The organism is Nitrospirota bacterium, assembly GCA_016214855.1.
Lineage (GTDB): Bacteria > Nitrospirota > Thermodesulfovibrionia > Thermodesulfovibrionales > UBA6898 > UBA6898.
The window spans coordinates 330,844-352,328 of record JACRMT010000004.1; the positions used below are offsets into that span (position 1 = coordinate 330,844).

The following is a 21,485-nucleotide window of genomic DNA, read 5'->3' on the forward strand; positions in this document are numbered from 1 at the left end:
GAACGCGGAGGCATGCATGCTGACAAAGATCGTTGCAAAGAAGAAGGACGGAGCCATGATCAAGGGGACTTCCAGAGACTTCCTTCCTTACAGGAATATGTTTCATATGGCCATTGACGGTTCTCCTGACGATACTGTCGAAGTGCTCGTGGACGACCTCAAGGCCGTTTTTTTCGTGAGAAAGCTCGCGGGCAGCAAGGCGCCGCACAACAGACCTCCGGTCAGGTCTTCCGGCACACAGTCAGCCGAGCGCAGGATCTCTGTCACCTTCATGGACAACGAGGTCATAGAAGGGTATTCCCACAGTTTTCATCTTGACAGACTCGGTTTTTTCCTGAACCCGATAGACCCGAACGACAACAATGAGCGGATATTCGTTGTGCTTTCCTACGTCAAAAGCATCCTTTCTGACGGCAAACCGATCGACCTGAACGCAGGCGCTGTGAGCGAGAGGACCTGCGAGCTGTGCGGCAAGAAGCTTGACCTCAGATGGAAATACTGCCCCTATGACGGCACAAAGATAAAATAACCGGCTTGCCCCGGCCCTGCTGCCTGCATTGACTCAGGAATGACAATGCTTTAGTCTAATCCATACTTTTTTCCCCGGAGGACGCAATGCGATTTTCTAAGATGTTCATCCCGACACTGAGAGAGGCCCCTGCTGATGCAGAAGCCGTCAGCCATGTCCTTATGCTCCGTGGCGGCTATGTCAGGCAGCTGGCAGCAGGTCTCTATATATTCCTTCCGCTGGGCTGGAGGGTCCTGGACAAGATAGACGCAGTCCTGAAAGAAGAGATGGAGTCCATCGAGGCTCAGGAGATCTCCATGCCGATCCTCCACCCTGCCGAGATCTGGCAGCAGACCGGCCGCTGGGACATTATCGGCGGCGAGATGTTCCGGCTCAAGGACCGCAATGACCGGGAATTCTGCCTCGGCATGACCCATGAGGAGATCATGACATGGCTCGCCTCCCGGGAGATTCGCTCATACCGCGACCTGCCGCAGGTATGGTATCAGATACAGACAAAGCTCAGGGATGAGGCCCGGCCCAAAAGCGGCGTACTGCGCACACGGGAATTCATTATGAAAGACAGCTACAGCTTTGACGCTGACGAGGAAGGTCTCGATAAGAACTATCAGCTCCATGCAGAGGCTTACCACAGGATCTTCAACCGCTGCGGCCTGAAGTTCATGCAGGTCGAATCAGACCCCGGCATGATGGGCGGAGGATACTCTCACGAGTTCATGGCGCCGAGCCCTGCAGGGGAAGACCAGGTAGCGGTCTGTCCAGGCTGCGGTTATTCAGCCAATGTGGAACTCGCGCTCTCGATCCCGAAGAAGATCGAGGACAAAAACTGGCAGTCAGAAGAAGTGCATACACCTGAAAAGAGAACGATCCACGAGGTCACAACCTTCCTGAAGCTATCTCCTGAATTTTTCATCAAGAGCGTGCTGGTGATATCCGATAATGGCCCGGTGCTCGCACTGGTGCGGGGAGATCAGGAGGTCCATGAGAAGAAACTGGCCAAGGTGATCGGACCTCACCGCCCGGCACAGAAGATCGAGGTCAAGGAAATTCTTGGCGTCGAGGCCGGCTTTATCGGTCCGATGGGACACAAAGACCTGCGTATTGTCGGGGATGTCTGCCTTAGGCAGGGGACCTATGTCAGCGGTGCGAATAAGCAGCATTATCATATAAAAGGCGTAAAGGCCGACAGGGACTTTACCGCCGAATGGCACGATATCCATATCGCAAAGCAGGGGGAGGCATGCACAAAATGCGATGCTGAACTCAATGTTGAGCGGGTGATCGAGATCGGCAACATCTTCAAGCTCGGCACAAAATATTCTGCGGCCCTGAAGGCAGTATTCCTTGATGAGCAAGGCAACGAAAAACCGATCATCATGGGCAGCTACGGCATCGGCCCTGCACGCATCGCAGCAGCTGCAATTGAACAGAACAATGACAAGGACGGCATCATCTGGCCGCGAAGCATTGCTCCCTTTGATGTTGAACTCATCCCGCTGAATATGAACGATCCGAAGACTGTCGAAACAGCAGAAAAGTTTTACAAGGAGCTGAAGAAGGACCGTATCGATGTGCTCATGGATGACCGCGATGAACGTGCCGGCGTGAAATTCAAGGACGCTGACCTGATCGGTATTCCAACGCAGATAATTATCGGTGAAAAGAATATCAAGGAAGGACTTGTCGAGGTCAAGGACAGGAAGACCAAAGAAGCGGTAAAGGTGAAGGTAGAAGAGGTTGTTGCAAAAATGCAGGACCTGATAAGAAGCTGATTATCAGGTCCTGATAACTCTCAATGTTAATGCTCGGTCGGGGGGGCCATATGCCTGATGATCTTGCCGTCAACAAGATAGATAACCATCTCGGCGATATTCGTGGCATGGTCAGCAACCCGCTCAAGATACTGCGCAACAAAGCTGACTTTCATGGCGCGTGAGACCGTGGCAGGGTCCTTTGCCATATACAAGGCCAGTTCCTGCAGGACATCCCGCTTGAGGTCATCCACCTGGTCATCTCTCATGATCACGTCCATCGCCAGCTGTTTGTCCTTTCTCACAAAGGCATTCAGCGCGTCACGTATCATCCCCTGGGAGATCTCGCGCATCTTCGGTATATCAATGTACGGTTTCAGTACCGGCTCTTCATTCAGTTCGAGCGCCCTTTCCGCAATGTTTACGGCAAAGTCGCCCATACGTTCAAGGTCAGTCGTTATCTTCATGGCCATGGTAATGAACCGGAGGTCTGTTGCCATCGGTTGCCTGAGTGCTATAAGGCGGATCGACTCCTCATCGATCTCGACATCAAGGGTATTCACGAGACGGTCGTTGTCTATCACCTTCTGCGCAAGCGCATTGTCCCTTTCAACCAGGGCCTGAATGGAACTCTTGATCGCATCCTCCACCAGAGACCCCATCTTAAGAAGCTTCTCCTTCAGATGCTGCAGTTCTTCGTCAAAAACAGTCATTATCCAAACCTCCCGGTCACATAGTCTTCAGTCAATTTCTCGGACGGCGCAGTAAAGATCTTATCGGTCCTGCCGAACTCGATCAGCTCTCCCAGCATCATAAATCCGGTCCAGTCCGAGATGCGGGCTGCCTGCTGCATATTATGGGTAACGATGATGATTGTAACATCCTTCTTGAGTGTTGCGAAGAGTTCCTCTATTTTTGCAGTGGATATAGGATCGAGCGCAGAGGTCGGCTCATCGAACAACAGCACTTCCGGATTGACAGCCAGTGCCCGCGCGATGACAAGCCGCTGCTGCTGGCCGCCCGAAAGATCGTACGCGCTTGCGCTCAGCTTGTCTCTGGCTTCATCCCAGAGTGCCGCATGCCTGAGGGCCTTTTCTACCCGCTCCGAGAGCTCAGCCCGCTTTTTAATGCCTTTCAGCTTCAGACCGTATGCAATATTATCGAATATGCTCATCGGAAACGGCGTCGGTTTCTGAAATACCATTCCGATCCTGCTCCTGAGGCTGATCAAGTCCATATTAGGGCTGAGGATGTTGTCCTTGACAAAATAGATCTCGCCCTCATACCGGTTGCCCGGATAGAGATCATGCATCCGGTTAAAGCACCTCAGGAGGGTTGTCTTTCCGCAGCCGGACGGCCCGATCAGGGCTGTTACCTGATTGCTGTATATCGGCAGACTGATCTGTTTCAGGGCGTGAATCCCGCCGGAATAATAAAAATTCAGTCCTTTTACTCTCAGCTCTATCTGCTCCTGCACTATCTGTACCTCCATTTAATGATAAGCCTTCCGGTGATGGTCAGAAGAAGAATGAATATCGTGATCACAAAAGCTGCTGCCCAGGCCTGCTCATGCCAGTTGTCGTACGGCCCCATGGCATACTGAAAGATGGTCACGGTGAGCGAGGAGATCGGCTGATTCATATTGAGCGAGAAAAATGAATTATTGAATGAGGTGAACAGCAGCGGCGCAGTCTCTCCTGCCACGCGCGCTATCGAGAGAAGAATGCCGGTCAGAATGCCGGTTGCTGCCCCGCGGTACACGACCTGAGTGATCACTTTATAATACGGTGCGCCGAGCGCAAAGGCAGCCTCCCGAAGGGTCCAGGGCACGAGCGAGAGCATATCTTCTGTTGTCCTGAGCACGACCGGAATCATGATGATCGAGAGCGCGATAGCACCCGCCCATCCGTTGAAGTGGCCGAACGGTCTTACCAATATCGCATAAATGAATGTGCCGATCACGATCGAAGGCACGCTCACCATGATGTCCGAGAGTATGCTTATGATCCTTGCGATCTTTCTCCCCCGCGCATACTCGGCAAGGAAGGTCCCGCCAAGCACACCGATCGGCACGCCGATCAGGGTCGCAAAGACGGTAATGATAAGCTGCCCGACAAAGGCATTCCTCAGACCTCCTCCCTCTGTGCCGGGAGGAGATGGATCGTTCAGAAACAGACTGAGATTCAGGGCCTTCAGACCGTGCACCAGTACATCCCCAAGGATAAAGATCAGCCAGAAGAGTCCCAGAAGCGCGGCAAGGGTGCTGAGCGCCAGCGCGATAAATCCTTCAATTCTTCTCTTCCGCTCTCTGGTCATCGCGAATACTTCCGCTCTGCCTTGAGCAGAAAGAACTTGGCTATGGCCAGGGTGATGAAGCTCATCACGAAAAGCACCAGGGCAAGATAAAAAAGCGCTGACAGGTACACGTCATTGTCAGCCTCTGCAAATTCATTGGCGAGCGTGACCGTTATGGTTGCTGCTGCATCGAGGAGCGAGGTGGTTATCCTGTGGTTATTGCCGAGCACAAAGGCGACCGCCATGGTCTCGCCAAGCGCCCTGCCGAGAGACAGGACAATGCCGCCGAATACCCCGAGTTTCGAATACGGTATGACCACGTTCTTCACAACCTCCCACTTGGTAGCGCCGAGTGCATATGCTGATTCCTTGACCACTGCAGGGGTAAGGTTAAAGGAGTCTCTTGAAATGCTCGCCGTGAACGGGATGATCATGATGCTCAGGATGATGCTTGCGGTCAGGATATCAATGCCCATAGGTGTACCCTGAAAGAGAACGCTCACCAACGGTATGCCGGCTGTGATCTTCTTCAGAAAAGGCTCGACATAATTGGACATGATCGGCGACAGAGTGAAAAGTCCCCACATGCCGTAGATGATGCTCGGTATGGCAGCGAGGAGCTCGATGGCAATGCCGATCGGTGTCTTCAGAAAGTTCGGGGATATCTCGGTAACGAATATCGCAATGCCGATCGCAACCGGGATCGCGATCAGGAGCGACAGAAAGGTCGTGACGATCGTGCCGTAGATATTCGTCAATGCGCCGAAAGATTCGGTGACCGGGTTCCAGTCTGTTGACGTGAGGAATTTGATGATGCCGAACCTGCTTATGGCAAGAGATGATTCAGAGACGAGCACATACAGGATGCCCAGAATGAAGATGATCACCGAGAACGATGCGATCGCCGTGACAAATGAAAAGATCAGATCGACCGGGTTCTTTTTTGATATGGCTGCCATTCAAATTCCTTATTGTACGGGTCTTATAATAGAATTCGGATTAACAAGAAATCTCCCCTAACCCCTCTTTGCCAAAGAGGGGGATATGCCTCCCTTCAGCAAAGGGAGGTTAGGAGGGATTTATTGATGATCTACTGCAAACCGTTTGCCTTCCAGTAAGCCTTGATCTTCTCCTTCAGGGACTTTGGCAGAGGAACATAGACCAGTTCTTTGGCCTTATTATCTCCGTTTTTGAATGCCCAGTCAAAGAATTTTACGACATTCTTATTGGTATCGGTCTTTTCCTTTGCAAGCAGTATGAACGTCGCACCTGCAATGGGCCATGACCCCTTGCCAGGCGCATTCGTGAGCCAGAGGTGAAAGTCTTTTTTTGCGTCAAAGTCTCCTGTCTCGGCAGCATCCTCGAAACTCGCAAAGCCCGGCTCTACAAAGTTTCCTGCCTTGTTCTTAAGCTGCGCATAGTCGAGCTTGTTCTGCTTTGCATAGGCAAATTCGACATACCCGACCGCATTTCTTGTCCTCTTCACATAATTGGCAACGCCTTCATTACCCTTGCCGCCTATGCCGATCGGGAATTTCACTGCCTTTCCTTCTCCGACCTTGTTCTTCCAGTCAGGACAAGCCTCAGCCAGATAATGCGTAAATATGGCAGTAGTGCCGGAGCCGTCAGAGCGATAGACCACGGTGATCTCACCTTGAGGGAGTTTGAGTCCCGGATTCAACTTTTGGACTGCAGCCGCATCCCACGTTTTAATTTCACCAAGGAAGATCTTGCAGAGTGTATCAGAATCGAGCTTAAGCTGGCCCGGATTAATGCCGTCGAGGTTAGCGACAGGCACAACGCCGCCGATGACCGCCGGGAACTGAAGCAGCCTATCCTTCTGGAGCTGTTCAGGCTTGAGCGGATCATCCGATGCGCCGAAATGGACGGTTCTCTCGGTGATCTGCCTCACCCCGCCGCCGGAACCGATCGACTGGTAGTTCAGCTGCACACCGGTGATCTTGTTATAATCGAATGCCCACGCTGAATACACAGGGTATGGGAACGTCGCACCTGCACCGTTCAGTGTCTCAGCCGCCTCAACATGGGTCATAGAGAACATGACCGCCAATACCAACGCTATTCTTAATAATACTTTCATAAATTCCTCCTTGTTTGTCTTTATTTAGAATATACTCCTTTTGTTACAACTCTGTTACAGAATAGTTAACGTTCTGTTACATATACCTTTAACCCCCTTTCATGAGCAGAGAGACTATGCAGATTGGGAGACTCAGTGCCATTACGATCATGCTCTACGATAGCACTCAAAATGTTACGGCATTATGAAGAAGACGTTACATTATGAAGAAGATTACGAAATGACCTAATCATACTTTCACCTTCTCTAAATACGATTTTTCGAGTCTGCTTGGAGCACGTCGTTTCTTCATCTTTTCGATCCGCTTTAATGGGCATTTCTGATGATTGCTTTCACAAAAGTAATGCCTGAAGAGTTGTCCAACCGGTATCCCGAGCTCACATCGCGAATATTCTGACCGAAACTCAATGCATTTCATGTTACCCTCCCTTCTTTTTGTGCATGTTGATCCGATGAGCTACAATAACTACCGCAGTGTTACAGGAAAATGTCGGGTTGATTAATTCGGGGTTAAATCTTGCGGAGATACCGGGATGGAAATAGAGGCTTGCGCGTACGCTGCCCTTTTTATCAGATCAGCACGCAGGCATCATCGAAATTATTGATCGGCCCTGCCCTGCAAAGTAGCTATCCTTTGCCTCTGCATGGCCTCAAAGTCTTCCACCATGCGTTCATAAGGTTCCTGCATCAGGTGGGACGAGATCACAAAATCTGCTGAAGCCCTGTTACAGGCAATCGGTATGTTGTAAACAACCGCAATGCGCAGCAACGCCTTTACATCCACATCATGAGGATGAGGCTCGAGAGGGTCCCAGAAGAAAACAACCATATCGATCCCGCCCTCCGCGATCTTGGCCCCGATCTGCTGATCTCCGCCCAGAGGACCACTCTTGAAGCAGCGTATTTCTACACCCAATGCTGCAGAAAGCAGGGAGCCGGTACTGCCGGTGGCATATAATTCATGCCTGGCCAACAGGTCCTTGTTATATCGTGCCCACTCCAGAAGCGCCTTCTTCATATTGTCATGTGCAACAAGGACGATCCGTTTTGAGTTCTTCATGGTTACAACGTTCATATGATCATCTGCTTTCATGGTCTTCACCTCTTTTTTTTGTACCGCTTTCTATGAAAGTCCGAGCGCTATTTTTCTTTCTCTGTCACAACTGCTTCCTTTATCCATGCTTCTATTCTTGCTTTGATCTCATTACGGATTATTCTCGTTGCCTGCAATTTTTCATCATGCGTCCCTTCGATGGTTGAAGGATCGGAGAAGTTCCAATGCAGCCTTTTTGCATAGCCCGGAAATATCGGGCATCGGTTATTGCTGGTCTCATCGCAGACCGCTACTACAAAGTGGAACAGTTTTCCCTGCTTGATGAAGTCGAAAACACCTTTGGTTACATGCTGCGAAATATCAATCCCGATCTCCTTCATAACTTCGACCACAAGCGGATTCAGCACTCCAGGTTCAAGCCCTGCACTTTCAGCCTCGAACCTGTCACCGGCCAGTAAGTTTAAAAATGCCTCGGCCATCTGGCTGCGCGCGCTATTGTGAATACATACAAAAAGCACCTTCTTCTTTTCCATGACTATTACCTCAAATCAGCAGCAATAAGGTTCGCATAAGACCCGAATTCGATCATGTTCTGCAAGGACTGCTTATATACTGAACATGCTTCATGACGATGGCTCATGCACAATTTAACGGTGAAGCCTTCCATGTCCTTGATCAGACTACAGGTGATAGTGCAAACAGACCCTTCCTTACTGCCCTTAAGGTTTGGACAGAGAACAAAGCCAATTGTACTCATATCTTTTTTCTCCTTTTTTTTAGTATAAAATACTGATTGTTAAAAAAATGTTACAGCAATATTAAGAATTGCACCGGCAAGGGAAAAACAAGGCCGGAATATCAGCGTTCCCGCAGTATTCTGGCCAGAAATACGGGGCAGTTATCATAATTATCAGTAGAACAGTAATTCATTCTATTACCTGAACCGATAATCATTGATGACAATGAGGCCATACAGATATTAGTCTCTGTTTCGCTGTAGGGACAAACGTCAAGGGCTGCTGAACTTCTGTACGTTTCAAGCTGAAGCGACAACATAATTCACCTCCTTTCTATGTTTTTGACCATGCCAGCCTTGTTCTGATAGCTGTCACGATCCTCGGACCCCGTACTGCCCTGCCTTTCTCAGGATAGGGGGACAGCAGCGAGTCCTTTCCGATAATGTATCGATTGCCTCTCCAGGCTACGGTGCTGCTCAGGATCGGCACGAACCATGCGACGCCTATGATGAGGTCCTTGATCGGGGATAACAGATAGAGCAGGGGATTCATATCCGCACAAAGCTTCTTGCCAATATAGTAGTCATGAGCTATTTTCAGGGCGCTGACCGTGGCAGCCAACAACAGAGATAGCCAGGATATCGGCATTAATACCAGCGGCATGAAGGAGATGAATACGGCATTGCCTGCCAGTTCAGAGATGTACTTTGCGCCGCCGATCTGCCATCTCAATTTTCCCCATCTTGTATGACGGTTTACAAATCTCTTTATGCCCCAATATTCATTGATATTATTAATAAGGTGGCTGGAAAGAACTACCCTTTTGCCCAGTCTGTGGATTCTTTCTCCGATGATATAGTCTTCAGCAAGAAAGTCCTTCACAGACCTGAAGCCCCCTATTGCCTCAAGTTCGGTCTTTCTCATCAGCATGGACTTGCCTATCACACAGGGCATCTTGAGGTATTTATCAAGAAAACAGACACTGCCAACGATAAAGGAATTGAGATGCAGGTTTTCCATAACAGCCCCAAGAGACCGACCGCTCATGCCCCTGATCAGATTACTTACAAGACCCACAGACGGATCTTCCATGTGCCGGGAGATCTCGCCAAGATAGTCTGCTTCCACCCTGACATTGCTGTCGCTGATCAATATAAGGTCGTATTTGGCCCTCGCATAGGCAGGGATCAGATTGTTGACCTTGGGGTTCAGCCCCTCATTGCAATGCTCAACGACAATGGTGATATCTTTCAAAGGGTATTTATCCTTTATCTTGCCTACAACCTTATAGGCCGGATCATTCCGGTTCTGAAGCGCAAAGATGAGCTCATAGGCAGGATAATCGAGATTGCAGAAGCTTTCAAGATTATCGAACAGGCCGTCGTCAAGACCCTTGAGCGGTTTCAGAATCGAGACAGGAGAAAAAGAGCGGGGAAAGCGCATGCTTTCCCCTGAGTGCAGGGGAGCAGTGTATGACCTGACTGCAGCAATTTGAAGCAGATAGCCGATTATCCCGAAGAGTGTAATACCTGCCAATATCCAGAATATGATCATGTTCACCTCCTAATTTCTAAAGAGTGTCAAGGCAACACCCTTGTTATGTTTAATGCATTGTTTGACAGCGTCGGTGTCTTTTGTGCAGTTCAGAAGTGTCTTCCAGGAGTACAGATGTCTCGGTTTATGGAAATCGCTGTTTGCGATATACGGATACTTCTTCAGGCTTATCACATTAAAGACGTCATCTCTGTTGGCGATTTCCCATGCATCGATGTACCGGGCATATTTGTCCCTGTTGTTCCAGAGGAAAAGGGTGTCCCGGTCGCTCTTGGCCGACATATAATGCGGGTGGCAGGCTATGGTCAGGGCGTTCTGCTTCTTTGCCTCAAGGAATATCTCTTCATAACTTATGCAGGCGGGTATAAAGTCCTTGATATCAATGATAAGCATATGTGCCGAGTTATCTGTAGTGAGATGGTTCTTGGTTATTTCGATGCCGGGAATTACGAGCATGCCATACTTGTCGAGAGCCCTTTCGGCCTCTTCTCTTATATGGGCCATATATTGGCCAAAATTTGCCGCCGTTATAGAATATTTAAAACGGTGTGCAAGCTTGCCCACCGGATTATCACCATTTACTGCATGGTCTGTTATTGCAATAACATCAAAGCCGGCCTGTCCGAAAAGGTCAATGGTCCTTCTGAGTTCTACTGACCCATCTGAGTATGTTGTGTGTATGTGAAAATCACACAGAAGCATTAGGGTTAGTATAGATACCGCACGTTACATCATCATGACGGGGATATTACATTTGCATGAAAAGAGGAAGAAGGAAGAACTGGAATATTAAAAGCGCCTGCTTTTTATAAGATAGGAATAGTATGCAGCTGCATTGGTCGGCGTTCTTCTCAGACTGGTAAAATCAACCTTGTATAGACCGAACCGGGCATCCAGCCCCTGAAGCCACTCATAATTGTCGATCAAAGACCAGTAAAAGTAACCCCTGATATCCATGCCCTGTTTTTTGCACTGCTCGATAACATCGATATGTCTCTTCATGAACCTGATCTTTTTCTGGCTGTCCTTTGTAGCTATCCCGTTTTCCGTGATTATGAGAGGGAGATTGAGCCTTGAGGCATAACGGAGTACCCTTTCGAGACCGCGGGGATGGATTTCCCAGCCCATATCCGTAAGTCCGTGGCCGTCAATGTCGCTGTGTCTCATCTCAACCGCCATTGCTTTCAGGGGATTGAACCGCATATGTATCCTTGTGTAGTAGTTCACCCCGATGAAGTCGAGCTTGCCCTTGATAGGCACGGCAATGGACAGCTCTTCTTTAAAGGGGAATTTGATCCTGAGTGAGCCGGTCAGAAAGGCATCGAGCAGGGAGTGATTGTAGAAGTATTTCGCAATCCTTGAGAGGAGTCTGTCGAAGGGGTTCCACTTACTCCACGGCGCGAGCGCAGCCATATTGTGGGCCACGCTCACCTTTGCATGCGGGCAGGCCTCATGGATGATGTCATAGGCCCCTGCATGCGCCTTAAGGATATTAGCCAGTGCCCTGATCCCAAGCGTTGCGTTTTTTATTCCTGGGGGAGTGCATCCTTCAAAATACCCGGCAAGGACGAGGACATAGGGCTCGTTGAAGGTTACCCAGTAGATCACATCGCCTATTGCGGCCACGACCCGCTTCACGTACGCAAGAAATTTCTCTACTGAAGTATCCTCATGCCAGGGGTATTTCCTGCTGAACCAGAGGGGGTGCGTGAAGTGATGGAGAGTAACCAGCGGTTCGATGTTATCTTTTCTGAGAATAGCGACGATTTCCCTATAATGTTCGACGGCCTTTTCGTCCCAGCTGTTTTCCCGTGGCTCTATCCTGCTCCATTCGATCGAAAAGCGGTAGGCATTGACACCGAGGTCTCTCAGGAGGCAGAGGTCTTCTCTATACCGCTTGTAGTGGTCAGTTATGTCCGGCTTGTCAGAAAGGATCTCATCCCATGATGTCCAGTCAGCATGCGGCGATCCCTCAAGCTGAAAGGCGGATGTCGCAACACCCCAGAGAAACTGATGGCGTTTCGTTTGAGATAAGGCGATATCAGAGACTGACGGATGATCCACCCGAGACCTCTCCGTCAAAGAAATATCCCAGCCCTCTTCTGGTCTTTACATAGACCGGCATGGAAGGGTTATCCTCTATCTGGGTCCTGATCCTGCTTATATGCACATCAACGGTCCTCGGCTCGACATAGGCCTCATCCTTCCAGACGGCACTCAGGAGATGTTCGCGGCTGAATACCTTCCCCTTTTTTTCGACAAGATGAAGAAGCAGCCTGAATTCGGTAGAGCTGAGATTGAGCGGCAGGTCATTCTTAGTGACCGAATAGGTCTCGGTATTGATCGCAAGATCTCCGGTAACAAGGACCCTGTCCAGGACCGGCTCTTTCGTCACCCTTCTCAAAACAGCCTTTACCCTGGCGATCAGTTCCCGCGGACTGAAAGGCTTTGTGATGTAGTCGTCAGCGCCCATTTCAAGACCGATGATCCTGTCCACCTCTTCAGTCTTTGCTGTGAGCATGATTATCGGGAGGTTCTTTGTTTCCGGAGCATTTCTGAGGACACGGCAGATCTCCAGGCCAGACATACCCGGAAGCATGAGGTCAAGAAGGACGAGATCAAAGCCTTTCGCCCTGATCATCTTCAGAGCTTCCTCGCCGTCTGTTGCGGTAGTCACCGCAAAACCTTCTCTGGAAAGGTTATAGAAAAGCAGTTCCAGAATGTCCTGCTCATCATCGACGGCAAGGATCCTTTGAACTTTGGATCGCATCAGTCTTCTGCTGCGGTCAATATCTCAGTTCGGCCCCCCTCTATCTTATGCCGGAACATAGTCCCCGGCATTACTCGACGCATTGAGATCCCTCTGAAAGAATGAACACTTCCCATGCGCCTCGCTCTTGCAGTACCCTTCCAGTTCCAACAGACTCGGCACATACGGTCTGCAGTCAGCCTTGCAGGATTCAATAATCCATGTGATAAGATGCGGACATTTCATGCTATCCTCCTTCTGTTTTACTTTTTTCATGATTTACAATATCAGTATAGTGTTACAAGCGGATGACAGGAATATTACGTTTTGATGAAATATCTTTTTTCTTGACAGAGGAAAGAGCGAGCGATATAGTAAAAACATGTTTTTGAATCTGCTGAAAGCGATTAATCATCATAATGCCGCGTGGCTTGTCAATGCCGCGGCCGGAGGGATTTCTATTAGCTGAAAGCAGGAACATAATCTGAAATACCCGAAGGCCGTGGAAATAAAATCCGCGGCCTTTTTTATTTGGAGGTGCAGCATGAGATGGGATGCAGCAAAGTACGACGCAACACATTCGCCCCAGAGCGATGTTGGCAGGGACCTGATTGCCATGGCCAAGGTAAAGGCCGATGATCATGTATTGGACATCGGCTGCGGCACGGGAACGCTTACCCTGAAACTCGCGCGTCTGGCGGCAGGAGGAAAGGTTGTGGGGCTCGATCCATCCGCAGAGATGCTTGAAATTGCTGGACAGAAGGCCCAAGCTGCAGGCAACATCACGCTGATACGGAGATCCGCACAGGAGATGAACTTCAGCGCAGAATTCGATATCGCCTTTTCGAATTCTGCGCTCCAGTGGATACCGGAGCAGGAAGCGGTCATGGCCCTCACCTACAGGGCATTGAAGAACGGGGGCAGGCTTGCGCTTCAGGTGCCGGCAAAGGATTTCTGCTGGGAACTGACGGATAATATCCATATTGCAGCCGGCGTGGTAGGCATGCAGTCGGCCTTCTCGAAGATGGGGTCTCCGTGGAGATTTCCGTTAAAGGAAGAATTTGGCGCTCTTCTGCAGGATGCCGGATTTTCAGATGTACAAACCTTTTACCGGGAATATAAGCTTTCCTTTGCAAGCATAAACGATGTGCTCGACTGGGGAGAATCTGCCGCGTTAAGGCCGTATCTGCCGCTTATGAACGAAGAAAAGCAGGAGCGGTTCAAATATGCCTTTGCGATGAACTTTGAGAACTACCGGACAGAAAGGGGTATAGAGTTCGAGTTCAGAAGGCTTTTCGCCCTTGCTGAAAAAAGATAGGACAGCAGGCCGTTGATACGACAGGGCGTCTCAGGAGCAGGAGAGCTGGTTTACGGGCCCGCTCCTGATACATAGTGCGTCTGTGATACGCTCTGGCTGCGGCATGCAGTTAAAGCCGGAGTTGCCATGTCATCTAATGCATTGAAGTTCAAATTGACCGGGACGACATTTGAACTATAATGGAATTAAACGTCAGGAGGAAATATGAAAAATTCAGAGGCCTTAAACAGTGTGCTCAAGCAGCTGTCTGCTGACGTGAAATTGTTCATCGAACTGTCCCTCAGGGAAACAGACGACTCCTGGGACGAATGGCTAAGCCTGACAACACAGGGTGTGGTTGTTAAATGCTGGGAAAAGAAAAACTGCCGGAATACGGACTGTCCGGCCTTTATGAGAACCGATGGAAGATGCTGGCTGATCGCCGGCACCATGTGCAGCGGCAAGGTCAGGGGAGAGTTTGCCCTGAAATACAAGAGCTGCACACAGTGCGAGGTGTATCAGGAATCTGTCTTCGGAGATCCGGTCACCGAAATATATGAACATCTGCTGACCCTTGTCCACAGTTTCAGGCACACGCAGGACAAATTAAGAAGCCTTGCCACCAGGGATCCCCTGACCGGGCTGCATAACAGGAACTATTTCAATGAGATCATCATGAATGAAGTGGCGCGGACCAAGCGTTACGGCAATTCCTTCTCGATCGTCATGCTCGATATAGACAATTTCAAATGGGTCAATGACAACTACGGCCATGTCTTTGGGGACAAGCTGCTACGGGATTGTGCAGCAATTATGTCCGAGGCGGTCAGGGCCTCTGATATTATCGTCCGGTTCGGTGGTGACGAGTTCCTTGTGGTAATTCCGGAACATGACAGCATGATGTGTCAGGAGATTATCAACAGGATCAGGGACAGGATCGACGACTGGAACCTCTCCTATTCCAGCGCAGACTATTCTCTTGCTGTCAGTGCAGGCTGTGCCAATTTTCTTCCGGGCAAAGAGATCATGTCTGTTCTGAAAGAAGCGGACACCAGGATGTACGCAAACAAGGGGAGAGGGTAGAAGGGAACAGAGAGGGTTCCTCTATACGATAAACCGGGGGTTGCAAAAACACTGAGAGAGACTCACGGTCTCCTGTTTGTTCTTCAGGTTCTCCCTGTGCTGCGTGAAGCGGAAGCCGGCGTTTGAGTAACGATCACCCTCTTCTGCGGAACGGAAGCCGGCACATGAGTAACCGTCACCCTCTTCTTTTGCACTGCAGACTTCCTTGCCTCTTCAGTCAGCTGTTTCCTCATTTCCTCTCTTTTCACCGTCTCTTTTTCCGCCAGAAGCTCTGCTGACCTTTTCATGAGATAGGAATTCAAGGCCTCCTCGCTCCTGGATACGGTCTCCTGATCGACCATCGGTCTTGCATTGTATTTTTCCAGATCAGAGTCCGTAAATATCTTTCTCTCTTCAGCATGAACTGCAGGGGCGAAAAAAGGCACGAGAAGAAACATAATGACAAACGCTGCTGGATACATGATCGTAAAATACAAGAGTGGAAGTGGTTGAGTGTTAACGTTGTTAAAGCAGATAAAAGCCAGTTTCCTTGTCATCAATCCCTCCATTTCAAAGTCCCCTCTGTGCACCTAAATCCCATAATAAGCAACGGCAGAGATATTTTCAAGACAATTTTCTTAAGTCATCCCCAAAGCATCAGTTTTTTATATTGAGGTTCCGGACGCCACTGGGTCTCCATGCCGGGGATATGACACTTTGTGGTTCTATCGTTTTCAGATATGATGCCCAGGTGACCGTAAAATCGCCAAACTTGTCGTTGAGGCTGTCAACCGCCCTTAATATGGACCTTTCCTTTTCATCATCATTAAACAGTGCCAACTGGTCGTCGTTCTGCCTCATTAGTTGCGAGAGGCTGACACCAAGCAGCCTGACCTTGTCAGCAAGACTTATCGAATCCAGGACAGTTAGGGCGTTATGGTAGATCTCGTGAGTGCAATTGGTATGGGCCTGTAGCGTGGCCTGTTTTGTAAAGGTCTTAAAATCGGCATACCGTATGGTAAGCGTTATCTTCTTGCCGACAAAACCGTGCTTTCTTGCCCGCCTGCCGACCATGGAGCTTAATTTGAGCAATTCTGCCTTTATGGCCTCACCGTCAGATATATCTTTTGGCAGAGTCATGCTATGTCCTATGGATTTCGGGTCTTCTTCCTTAACAATGAGGGGTCTGTCGCAGCGGCCCAGTCCCATATGCTTCAAGGTTTCCCCCATGATGCCGAATTTGCTCCTTAACAGGCTGACCGGCGCTCTGCCCAGTTCGCCACAAGTCCTGATGCCGAATTGCTCAAGTCTTTCCGCAGTGGCTGACCCGATGCCCCAGAGCTCTTTGACCGGGAGGTCTTTAAGCACTCGTTCCGTATCTTCAGGCCTTATCCATTTGAGACCGTCCGGCTTTGCGATGTCGCTTGCCAGTTTTGCCATGAGGATATTGGGCGCTATCCCGACCGTGCAGTTGATACCGAACTGATCTTTCACCTCTTTTTTGATGGATAATCCTATTGCCACCGGGCCGCCAAAGAGATAATGGGTTGTGGTCACGTCAAGAAAGGCCTCATCAATTGAGTAGATCTCGATATCAGGCGTATATCGATTATAGATTACTGAAAGTTCCCTGCAGGTATGGGTGTATTTTTCGTTATCGCCGACTACCAGGATGAGATGGGGACAAAGCTTTTTCGCCTCGTAGATATTCATCCCTGTCTTTACGCCGAATTTTCGGGCCTCATAGGAACGCGTAGTGACGACGGTCCTGCCTCCCGAACCGATAACCGCTATGGGTTTGCCCCTGAGTTTGGGATTAACCTGCTGCTCCACAGAGGCAAAGAAGGCATCCATATCTATGCAGATGATCATAGTGGACATCCTCGGGGTCTCGCCTGATCAGGTCTCGATGGACTCAACTCTCCAAAGCAGAGAGACAACATCAAACGACAGTTCGAAGAGGGTGCTGCCGTCGGTTACCGAAAAGTGATGCAGGTCTTTCTGCCCTTCCCTTGTCTTCCAGGCGTAGGTCACTTCCTTTACCGTGACGGTTCTGCCGGACCAGGTGAAGCTGAGAGGTTTGATGCGATAGGGCTTACCAAAGGACGCCAGCACTGTTATGTCCTCTCCGACCTGCATTACATCTTCCTGATAACGCCCAGGACTTTGCCGATGATCGAGATCTCATTGATCCGATAAGTGACCGGCTGCATAGTACTGTTTTCCGGTTGCAGCGTTACCTGCCCCTTGCTTATATATACCCTTTTAACGGTTGCCTCATCGCCGATCAGCACAATGCCGATCTCTCCGTTTTTTATAACCTGCTGCGGCTTCACCACGACGTAGTCGCCGTTGTATATGCCGGCATCTATCATGCTGTCTCCCACGACCATTAAAGAGAATGCATCTTCAGCGGGGAAAAGTGTGCTGTCCACAAATATATGAGACTCAATATCTTCAAAGGCAAGGATGGGCTGCCCTGCCCTAATCCTGCCGGCTACCGGAATCATACGGCCTTGTGGCGCATTCTGTCTGTCCGGCAGATCTATTCCCCTTGACTTCGACGGGATTATCCTGAGAAACCCTTTTCGCTCGATCGCCTTGAGATGCGCCCTTGAGGCAGCCCATCCAAACTCGAAATGCTCACCTATCTCCCTGAAGGTTGGCGGGTACCCATGCCTGAGTGCATAGGCCTTCAGAAAATCCAGAATCTCCTGTTGTCTGTCGGTTAAGTTGTTCATAGCCATACATTTGTATAGTGATATACATATGTATACTCTATGGCCAATATTTTGTCAAGTCGCGGCGGTCAGTTAGCCGCGATCATAGCAATTGACATCGCTTCCCAAAAGCACTACTATTATATTAAGTAATACTAATTGGAAAGGTAAGGTGAATTTAAATGACGACCTCTGCAGTCAAAATCACGCAAAAGGGACAGGTGACGATCCCAAAAGAGATCCGGGAAAAGCTCAAGGCCAGTGCCGTCTATTTCGAGGTTGAAAATGATACGGTTATGATCAGGCCGGTAAGAGACGCTGCCGCTTCACTCAGCGAATACACAGGCAGCGTTAGACCTGGGGTGAGCATGAAGCAGATGAAAGACAGGGCATGGGAGGTGGCTGTCCGTGAAAAGACCGGCAAGAAGTCTTCCTGATACCAACACCATTGTCCGCTATCTTGTGGCTGATGAGCCCGCTCAGCATGCGAAAACTAAAGAATTCTTCGATAAAGTAAAAAACGGCAGTGTCAAAACAGTTATTCTCGAAAGCGTTATCACTGAATGCATCTATGTCCTGACGAAGGTATATAAAGTCCCCAGGGACCGGGCCGCAAGCAGTCTCATCGATATCCTGCACTATAAGGGCATTGCAAATATTGATCAGCAGGTGCTTATCCGGGCATTGTCCCTCTTTTCAGATCAAGGGCTTGATATTGTTGACTGCATCCTCTGCGCCAAGGCCGTGGCAGACGGTGACCACCTTTTCACCTTTGATGCTGACCTGATCAAGCTCCTTCGGCGAATAACTACGTAAAGAGGGAATCAGGAGAGGGGGCTAACTATGGACCAGTCATCGAAGACCAAATTCCGTTTTTTTCTCAAAGACAGTGTGAGACAGATGGTCGATTTCAGGAATACCGATCAGAACAGAGGGATCGCCCCGCCTCCTGTCGAAAAACCGGTCCCTGAGGCTGCTCATGTCATTGAGCTCATTCCTCCTGAACAACTGCATGACATTTCAGATATGAATGTCTTTACCGCAATTGCCAATAGAAGGAGCCGGCGTGTTTTCAAAACGGATCCGCTTACGCTGAAAGAGCTTTCTTTCCTGCTCTGGGCTACCCAGGGGATCCGAAAGCTTGCTGCACCAGGCACTGCACTCAGGGTTGTCCCGTCTGCAGGCTGCCGCCATGCATTTGAGACCTATCTCTGCGTTTTTCATGTTGAAGGAGTCCAAGAGGGAATTTATCGGTACCTGCCATTAGAACATAAGCTTCTGCTCATAGCACAGCCTGCAGATCTCCCTTCCCTGCTCTCTGAGGCGGCCCTCGGCCAGGACTTCGTTGGAAAGTCGGCGGTCACCTTTATCTGGACTGCCATACCATACCGCATGGAGTGGCGGTATGACATTGCCGCACACAAGGTCATAGCAATCGATGCCGGTCACGTCTGCCAAAACCTGTATACTGCGTGTGAGGCTATCAGCGCAGGCACCTGTGCAATTGCTGCATATCATCAGGAGGCGATGGACGAGCTTCTGGGGATCGATGGGGATGAGGAGTTTACGATCTATCTTGCACCTGTAGGAAAAGCCTGAACCAGGCCGGGCAGAACTCCCAGCCTCTGACAGTCCGGAAATTATCTGAAAGGTTTCTGTCTGTCAGGTCGGTATGCGGCATAATGAAATAACCCTTCTGCCCCACCCTGTTCCCCACGAGTTATCGTCTAACGCCTCGATGCGATGGTATGACGTTACTTACCGGCAGACAGCGGCGATAAGCTCCTTATCTATCACAACCTCGTGCGGCTTCCATGCCGGGTCGAGTGACTGCATACCCTTGATGAACGGCTCAGATGTCATCAAAAGCTGCCTTCCGACCATGCGCAGGAGGTCCACGGTCTTACGCGGCAGGCTGAATGAGGTCGGAAGCTCCTGCATGCAGTGACGCAGGCGGTCGTCCGGTATCCGGTCAAATGAAAGCTCGGCAAAGGTGAAATCCGTAACAATGGGGTTGGTGACCGGCTTTGCCGAAGGACAGTTGCGTGCAAGGACCTTGTTGCAGGAATCTACGGTACGTGACAGCTGCTTCATCTGTCTGAAGTGATCCCCGGTCATTTGAACGCTGTCAAGGGAGACATCGTCCATCGGTCCGCTCGTGGTAACACCCAGCACGGCAGTGATCCCGGGCGGCGAGCTCGTCCTGTCCCACTCATTATGTTTGGTCGTCTTTGCGTTGGCTGCAATTACGATCAGCCTGCCAAGCTGCGACAGATTGGCCTGGGTCAGGATGCTCCATGCGCTGTCTGTCGTGGTCACCGCCTGATAGGGCCCCCGCAGGCCGAGGTTGTCAGACAGACCGCCGTCCAGCAGGTGGGCATAGCTCCTGCTCTGGTCGCGGTACGAAGCTGCAGAGCGCGCTTCAAAGTAGCGGCGGTCAGGGTTCGCAGCAGCAGAAAGCGCAGGGTCGATCCACCCCGGCAGAGGGCCGCAGGGCTTCCTGTTGTATATGTTCATGGTCATCGGCGCAAAGGCAACAGGGAAATTGGATGATGCGGCAACAGCGCGGGAAACAGAGACCTGCGAGAGGTCTGAGCAGAGCAGATCGAACTGGTCCTGCGTAAATTCAAAGCGATGGGTAATTGAGATGTCGGTAGCGTTCAATACAAGAAAAGGGACGCTTCCTTTCGGCTGCCGGAGCAGGTCTGCAAAGGTTCTGCCCTCAAAAACAGTTTCATGGTAAAACTCGTCGGCCATATCAATGCGACTGAATTCCGAAGAGAGAAGCCTGAACCAGTTGTACGGATTGAAAAGTTTCGCCACCAGTTCACCCTCTATGTTCCGGTAGAGAAACCGGTCAGGGAAGTCGCTGAAAAAACGGTCAGGGAAAAGCGCGTAATAGGACGAAGTAAAACTGCCGCCCGAGACTGACGAGATGATCTCCACATCATCCAGGAGTCTGCGTCTGGCGCCCCCTTGTGCGGCATACTCGACAGTCCGCAGTTCTTCCATAAGCCCAAAGGCCAGGGCAGCAGCGCGCGTTCCGCCGCCGGAAAAGGCAAGAAGAACGAACGGCTTGTCCTCTGCAGGCTGATTCCGCACAACGCTGTACCGGTATCCTCTATCAGGATCAATGGAGTCGATCGGCTGGTTCTCATTATAGTGGGCGCAGCCCATAAGTGCCAAAAGCGCAATTGCAGAGAGAAAGGCCGAAAGTCTGTCTATGGCGTGCATCTGAACGGTATCTCCAAAGGCTCTATAGGATCGGTCTCAATAATCGAGACCCGCTGAATCGGCAGTTCGCATTGCCTTCCGATAAGGCACTGCATACCAATGTTATGCATGCCTTCACCGCACTGGAAGACGAAAAGCCTGTCGTGTCTTACGCTTGCTCCCTGGAAACTTTTGTCGATCCAGACCTCTCCATTGCCGGGGCACGGCACTGTAAAAAATTCCATATGCGTTCTCCCTGGAGTTTTGTAGCAGATTTATTGATTAGGCCTAAGGGATTCTCCGGAAATACACCTGGCAATTCGTAAGCAGCCCCCAGAACCCCTCATCATTTGCCCCCTGGCTAAATCAGCTTTTGATTTTTTAAAAAAACATTACGTCATAACAGTAATTCTGTCAATATTA

Annotated in this window: 25 protein-coding genes; 7 read left to right on the forward strand and 18 right to left on the reverse strand. The window is 50.1% G+C overall.

The window, feature by feature from the left end; translation table 11 throughout:
* Window positions 1-16 precede the first annotated feature (16 nt).
* Window positions 17-529, forward strand: coding sequence for a hypothetical protein (locus tag HZB62_03630; protein ID MBI5074253.1), 513 nt, complete (start codon window positions 17-19; stop codon window positions 527-529).
* A gap of 86 nt (window positions 530-615) precedes the next feature.
* The gene (locus HZB62_03635) at window positions 616-2,301 is read left to right on the forward strand and encodes a proline--tRNA ligase (protein MBI5074254.1); all 1,686 of its coding nucleotides are present in this window, start codon (window positions 616-618) and stop codon (window positions 2,299-2,301) included.
* A 26-nt stretch (window positions 2,302-2,327) separates the two neighbouring features.
* Here the strand turns inward: HZB62_03635 and phoU are convergent, their stop codons facing one another.
* The 12 genes from phoU to HZB62_03695 form a co-directional block, all read right to left on the reverse strand.
* Window positions 2,328-2,993, reverse strand: coding sequence for a phosphate signaling complex protein PhoU (gene phoU, locus HZB62_03640; protein ID MBI5074255.1), 666 nt, complete (start codon window positions 2,991-2,993; stop codon window positions 2,328-2,330).
* On the reverse strand, window positions 2,993-3,772 hold the full coding sequence (gene pstB / locus HZB62_03645; protein ID MBI5074256.1) for a phosphate ABC transporter ATP-binding protein PstB: 780 nt from the start codon (window positions 3,770-3,772) through the stop codon (window positions 2,993-2,995). The genes phoU and pstB overlap by 1 nt, the downstream gene beginning before the upstream one ends.
* Window positions 3,757-4,596, reverse strand: coding sequence for a phosphate ABC transporter permease PstA (pstA, locus tag HZB62_03650; GenBank protein MBI5074257.1), 840 nt, complete (start codon window positions 4,594-4,596; stop codon window positions 3,757-3,759). The genes pstB and pstA overlap by 16 nt, the downstream gene beginning before the upstream one ends.
* On the reverse strand, window positions 4,593-5,534 hold the full coding sequence (pstC, locus tag HZB62_03655; protein ID MBI5074258.1) for a phosphate ABC transporter permease subunit PstC: 942 nt from the start codon (window positions 5,532-5,534) through the stop codon (window positions 4,593-4,595). Before pstC ends, pstA begins: the two co-directional genes overlap by 4 nt.
* Window positions 5,535-5,665: 131 nt before the next feature.
* Window positions 5,666-6,676, reverse strand: coding sequence for a phosphate ABC transporter substrate-binding protein PstS (gene pstS / locus HZB62_03660; GenBank protein MBI5074259.1), 1,011 nt, complete (start codon window positions 6,674-6,676; stop codon window positions 5,666-5,668).
* Window positions 6,677-7,274: 598 nt separating this feature from the next.
* Window positions 7,275-7,751: a methylglyoxal synthase gene (locus tag HZB62_03665; GenBank protein ID MBI5074260.1), complete on the reverse strand. Its 477-nt coding sequence runs from the start codon at window positions 7,749-7,751 to the stop codon at window positions 7,275-7,277.
* 65 nt (window positions 7,752-7,816) lie between these two features.
* The gene (locus HZB62_03670; protein ID MBI5074261.1) at window positions 7,817-8,263 is read right to left on the reverse strand and encodes an arsenate reductase ArsC; all 447 of its coding nucleotides are present in this window, start codon (window positions 8,261-8,263) and stop codon (window positions 7,817-7,819) included.
* 537 nt (window positions 8,264-8,800) lie between these two features.
* A complete protein-coding gene (locus HZB62_03675) occupies window positions 8,801-10,021 on the reverse strand; it encodes a glycosyltransferase (GenBank protein ID MBI5074262.1) in 1,221 nt (406 codons plus the stop codon).
* A gap of 9 nt (window positions 10,022-10,030) precedes the next feature.
* Window positions 10,031-10,723, reverse strand: a complete 693-nt coding sequence (locus HZB62_03680; protein ID MBI5074263.1) for a phosphotransferase — start codon at window positions 10,721-10,723, stop codon at window positions 10,031-10,033.
* A gap of 87 nt (window positions 10,724-10,810) precedes the next feature.
* A complete protein-coding gene (locus HZB62_03685) occupies window positions 10,811-12,085 on the reverse strand; it encodes a glycoside hydrolase family 1 protein (protein MBI5074264.1) in 1,275 nt (424 codons plus the stop codon).
* A complete protein-coding gene (locus tag HZB62_03690) occupies window positions 12,063-12,791 on the reverse strand; it encodes a response regulator (protein ID MBI5074265.1) in 729 nt (242 codons plus the stop codon). The genes HZB62_03685 and HZB62_03690 overlap by 23 nt, the downstream gene beginning before the upstream one ends.
* A 45-nt stretch (window positions 12,792-12,836) precedes the next feature.
* Window positions 12,837-13,046, reverse strand: a complete 210-nt coding sequence (locus tag HZB62_03695) for a hypothetical protein (protein ID MBI5074266.1) — start codon at window positions 13,044-13,046, stop codon at window positions 12,837-12,839.
* Window positions 13,047-13,314: 268 nt separating this feature from the next.
* Here HZB62_03695 and HZB62_03700 point away from each other — a divergent pair, with 268 nt between their 5' ends.
* The gene (locus HZB62_03700) at window positions 13,315-14,088 is read left to right on the forward strand and encodes a methyltransferase domain-containing protein (GenBank protein ID MBI5074267.1); all 774 of its coding nucleotides are present in this window, start codon (window positions 13,315-13,317) and stop codon (window positions 14,086-14,088) included.
* Window positions 14,089-14,292: 204 nt separating this feature from the next.
* Entirely contained in the window at window positions 14,293-15,150 is an 858-nt protein-coding gene (locus HZB62_03705) for a GGDEF domain-containing protein (GenBank protein ID MBI5074268.1), read from the forward strand.
* A gap of 83 nt (window positions 15,151-15,233) precedes the next feature.
* Here HZB62_03705 and HZB62_03710 read toward each other — a convergent pair whose 3' ends face one another.
* The 4 genes from HZB62_03710 to lexA form a co-directional block, all read right to left on the reverse strand.
* A complete protein-coding gene (locus HZB62_03710; GenBank protein MBI5074269.1) occupies window positions 15,234-15,686 on the reverse strand; it encodes a hypothetical protein in 453 nt (150 codons plus the stop codon).
* A 100-nt stretch (window positions 15,687-15,786) separates the two neighbouring features.
* Window positions 15,787-17,010: a DNA polymerase IV gene (dinB, locus tag HZB62_03715; protein ID MBI5074270.1), complete on the reverse strand. Its 1,224-nt coding sequence runs from the start codon at window positions 17,008-17,010 to the stop codon at window positions 15,787-15,789.
* An 18-nt stretch (window positions 17,011-17,028) separates the two neighbouring features.
* The gene (locus HZB62_03720; GenBank protein ID MBI5074271.1) at window positions 17,029-17,268 is read right to left on the reverse strand and encodes a hypothetical protein; all 240 of its coding nucleotides are present in this window, start codon (window positions 17,266-17,268) and stop codon (window positions 17,029-17,031) included.
* Window positions 17,268-17,870, reverse strand: a complete 603-nt coding sequence (lexA, locus tag HZB62_03725) for a repressor LexA (protein ID MBI5074272.1) — start codon at window positions 17,868-17,870, stop codon at window positions 17,268-17,270. Before lexA ends, HZB62_03720 begins: the two co-directional genes overlap by 1 nt.
* A 161-nt stretch (window positions 17,871-18,031) precedes the next feature.
* On the opposite strand from lexA, the gene HZB62_03730 reads away from it, so the two are divergent.
* The 3 genes from HZB62_03730 to HZB62_03740 are packed head-to-tail and all read left to right on the forward strand — an operon-like array spanning window position 18,032 to window position 19,448.
* Window positions 18,032-18,286, forward strand: a complete 255-nt coding sequence (locus HZB62_03730; GenBank protein MBI5074273.1) for an AbrB/MazE/SpoVT family DNA-binding domain-containing protein — start codon at window positions 18,032-18,034, stop codon at window positions 18,284-18,286.
* A complete protein-coding gene (locus tag HZB62_03735) occupies window positions 18,258-18,665 on the forward strand; it encodes a PIN domain-containing protein (GenBank protein MBI5074274.1) in 408 nt (135 codons plus the stop codon). Before HZB62_03730 ends, HZB62_03735 begins: the two co-directional genes overlap by 29 nt.
* A gap of 27 nt (window positions 18,666-18,692) precedes the next feature.
* Entirely contained in the window at window positions 18,693-19,448 is a 756-nt protein-coding gene (locus HZB62_03740) for a SagB/ThcOx family dehydrogenase (GenBank protein ID MBI5074275.1), read from the forward strand.
* 159 nt (window positions 19,449-19,607) lie between these two features.
* On the opposite strand, the gene HZB62_03745 is transcribed toward HZB62_03740, so the two are convergent.
* Window positions 19,608-21,083: a patatin-like phospholipase family protein gene (locus HZB62_03745; GenBank protein MBI5074276.1), complete on the reverse strand. Its 1,476-nt coding sequence runs from the start codon at window positions 21,081-21,083 to the stop codon at window positions 19,608-19,610.
* Window positions 21,071-21,307 carry a hypothetical protein gene (locus HZB62_03750; GenBank protein MBI5074277.1) on the reverse strand — a complete coding sequence of 79 codons (237 nt, stop codon included), beginning with the start codon at window positions 21,305-21,307 and terminating at the stop codon, window positions 21,071-21,073. Before HZB62_03750 ends, HZB62_03745 begins: the two co-directional genes overlap by 13 nt.
* Between the last annotated feature and the right edge of the window lie 178 nt (window positions 21,308-21,485).

Coding starts and splice junctions, on each gene's coding strand:
- HZB62_03630 (MBI5074253.1), top strand. CDS start 17: ATGCTGACAAAGATCGTTGCAAAGAAGAAGGACGGAGCCATGATCAAG.
- HZB62_03635 (MBI5074254.1), top strand. CDS start 616: ATGCGATTTTCTAAGATGTTCATCCCGACACTGAGAGAGGCCCCTGCT.
- phoU (MBI5074255.1), bottom strand. CDS start 2,993: ATGACTGTTTTTGACGAAGAACTGCAGCATCTGAAGGAGAAGCTTCTT.
- pstB (MBI5074256.1), bottom strand. CDS start 3,772: ATGGAGGTACAGATAGTGCAGGAGCAGATAGAGCTGAGAGTAAAAGGA.
- pstA (MBI5074257.1), bottom strand. CDS start 4,596: ATGACCAGAGAGCGGAAGAGAAGAATTGAAGGATTTATCGCGCTGGCG.
- pstC (MBI5074258.1), bottom strand. CDS start 5,534: ATGGCAGCCATATCAAAAAAGAACCCGGTCGATCTGATCTTTTCATTT.
- pstS (MBI5074259.1), bottom strand. CDS start 6,676: ATGAAAGTATTATTAAGAATAGCGTTGGTATTGGCGGTCATGTTCTCT.
- HZB62_03665 (MBI5074260.1), bottom strand. CDS start 7,751: ATGAACGTTGTAACCATGAAGAACTCAAAACGGATCGTCCTTGTTGCA.
- HZB62_03670 (MBI5074261.1), bottom strand. CDS start 8,263: ATGGAAAAGAAGAAGGTGCTTTTTGTATGTATTCACAATAGCGCGCGC.
- HZB62_03675 (MBI5074262.1), bottom strand. CDS start 10,021: ATGATCATATTCTGGATATTGGCAGGTATTACACTCTTCGGGATAATC.
- HZB62_03680 (MBI5074263.1), bottom strand. CDS start 10,723: ATGCTTCTGTGTGATTTTCACATACACACAACATACTCAGATGGGTCA.
- HZB62_03690 (MBI5074265.1), bottom strand. CDS start 12,791: ATGCGATCCAAAGTTCAAAGGATCCTTGCCGTCGATGATGAGCAGGAC.
- HZB62_03695 (MBI5074266.1), bottom strand. CDS start 13,046: ATGAAAAAAGTAAAACAGAAGGAGGATAGCATGAAATGTCCGCATCTT.
- HZB62_03700 (MBI5074267.1), top strand. CDS start 13,315: ATGAGATGGGATGCAGCAAAGTACGACGCAACACATTCGCCCCAGAGC.
- HZB62_03705 (MBI5074268.1), top strand. CDS start 14,293: ATGAAAAATTCAGAGGCCTTAAACAGTGTGCTCAAGCAGCTGTCTGCT.
- HZB62_03710 (MBI5074269.1), bottom strand. CDS start 15,686: ATGACAAGGAAACTGGCTTTTATCTGCTTTAACAACGTTAACACTCAA.
- dinB (MBI5074270.1), bottom strand. CDS start 17,010: ATGTCCACTATGATCATCTGCATAGATATGGATGCCTTCTTTGCCTCT.
- HZB62_03720 (MBI5074271.1), bottom strand. CDS start 17,268: ATGCAGGTCGGAGAGGACATAACAGTGCTGGCGTCCTTTGGTAAGCCC.
- lexA (MBI5074272.1), bottom strand. CDS start 17,870: ATGAACAACTTAACCGACAGACAACAGGAGATTCTGGATTTTCTGAAG.
- HZB62_03730 (MBI5074273.1), top strand. CDS start 18,032: ATGACGACCTCTGCAGTCAAAATCACGCAAAAGGGACAGGTGACGATC.
- HZB62_03740 (MBI5074275.1), top strand. CDS start 18,693: ATGGACCAGTCATCGAAGACCAAATTCCGTTTTTTTCTCAAAGACAGT.
- HZB62_03745 (MBI5074276.1), bottom strand. CDS start 21,083: ATGCACGCCATAGACAGACTTTCGGCCTTTCTCTCTGCAATTGCGCTT.
- HZB62_03750 (MBI5074277.1), bottom strand. CDS start 21,307: ATGGAATTTTTTACAGTGCCGTGCCCCGGCAATGGAGAGGTCTGGATC.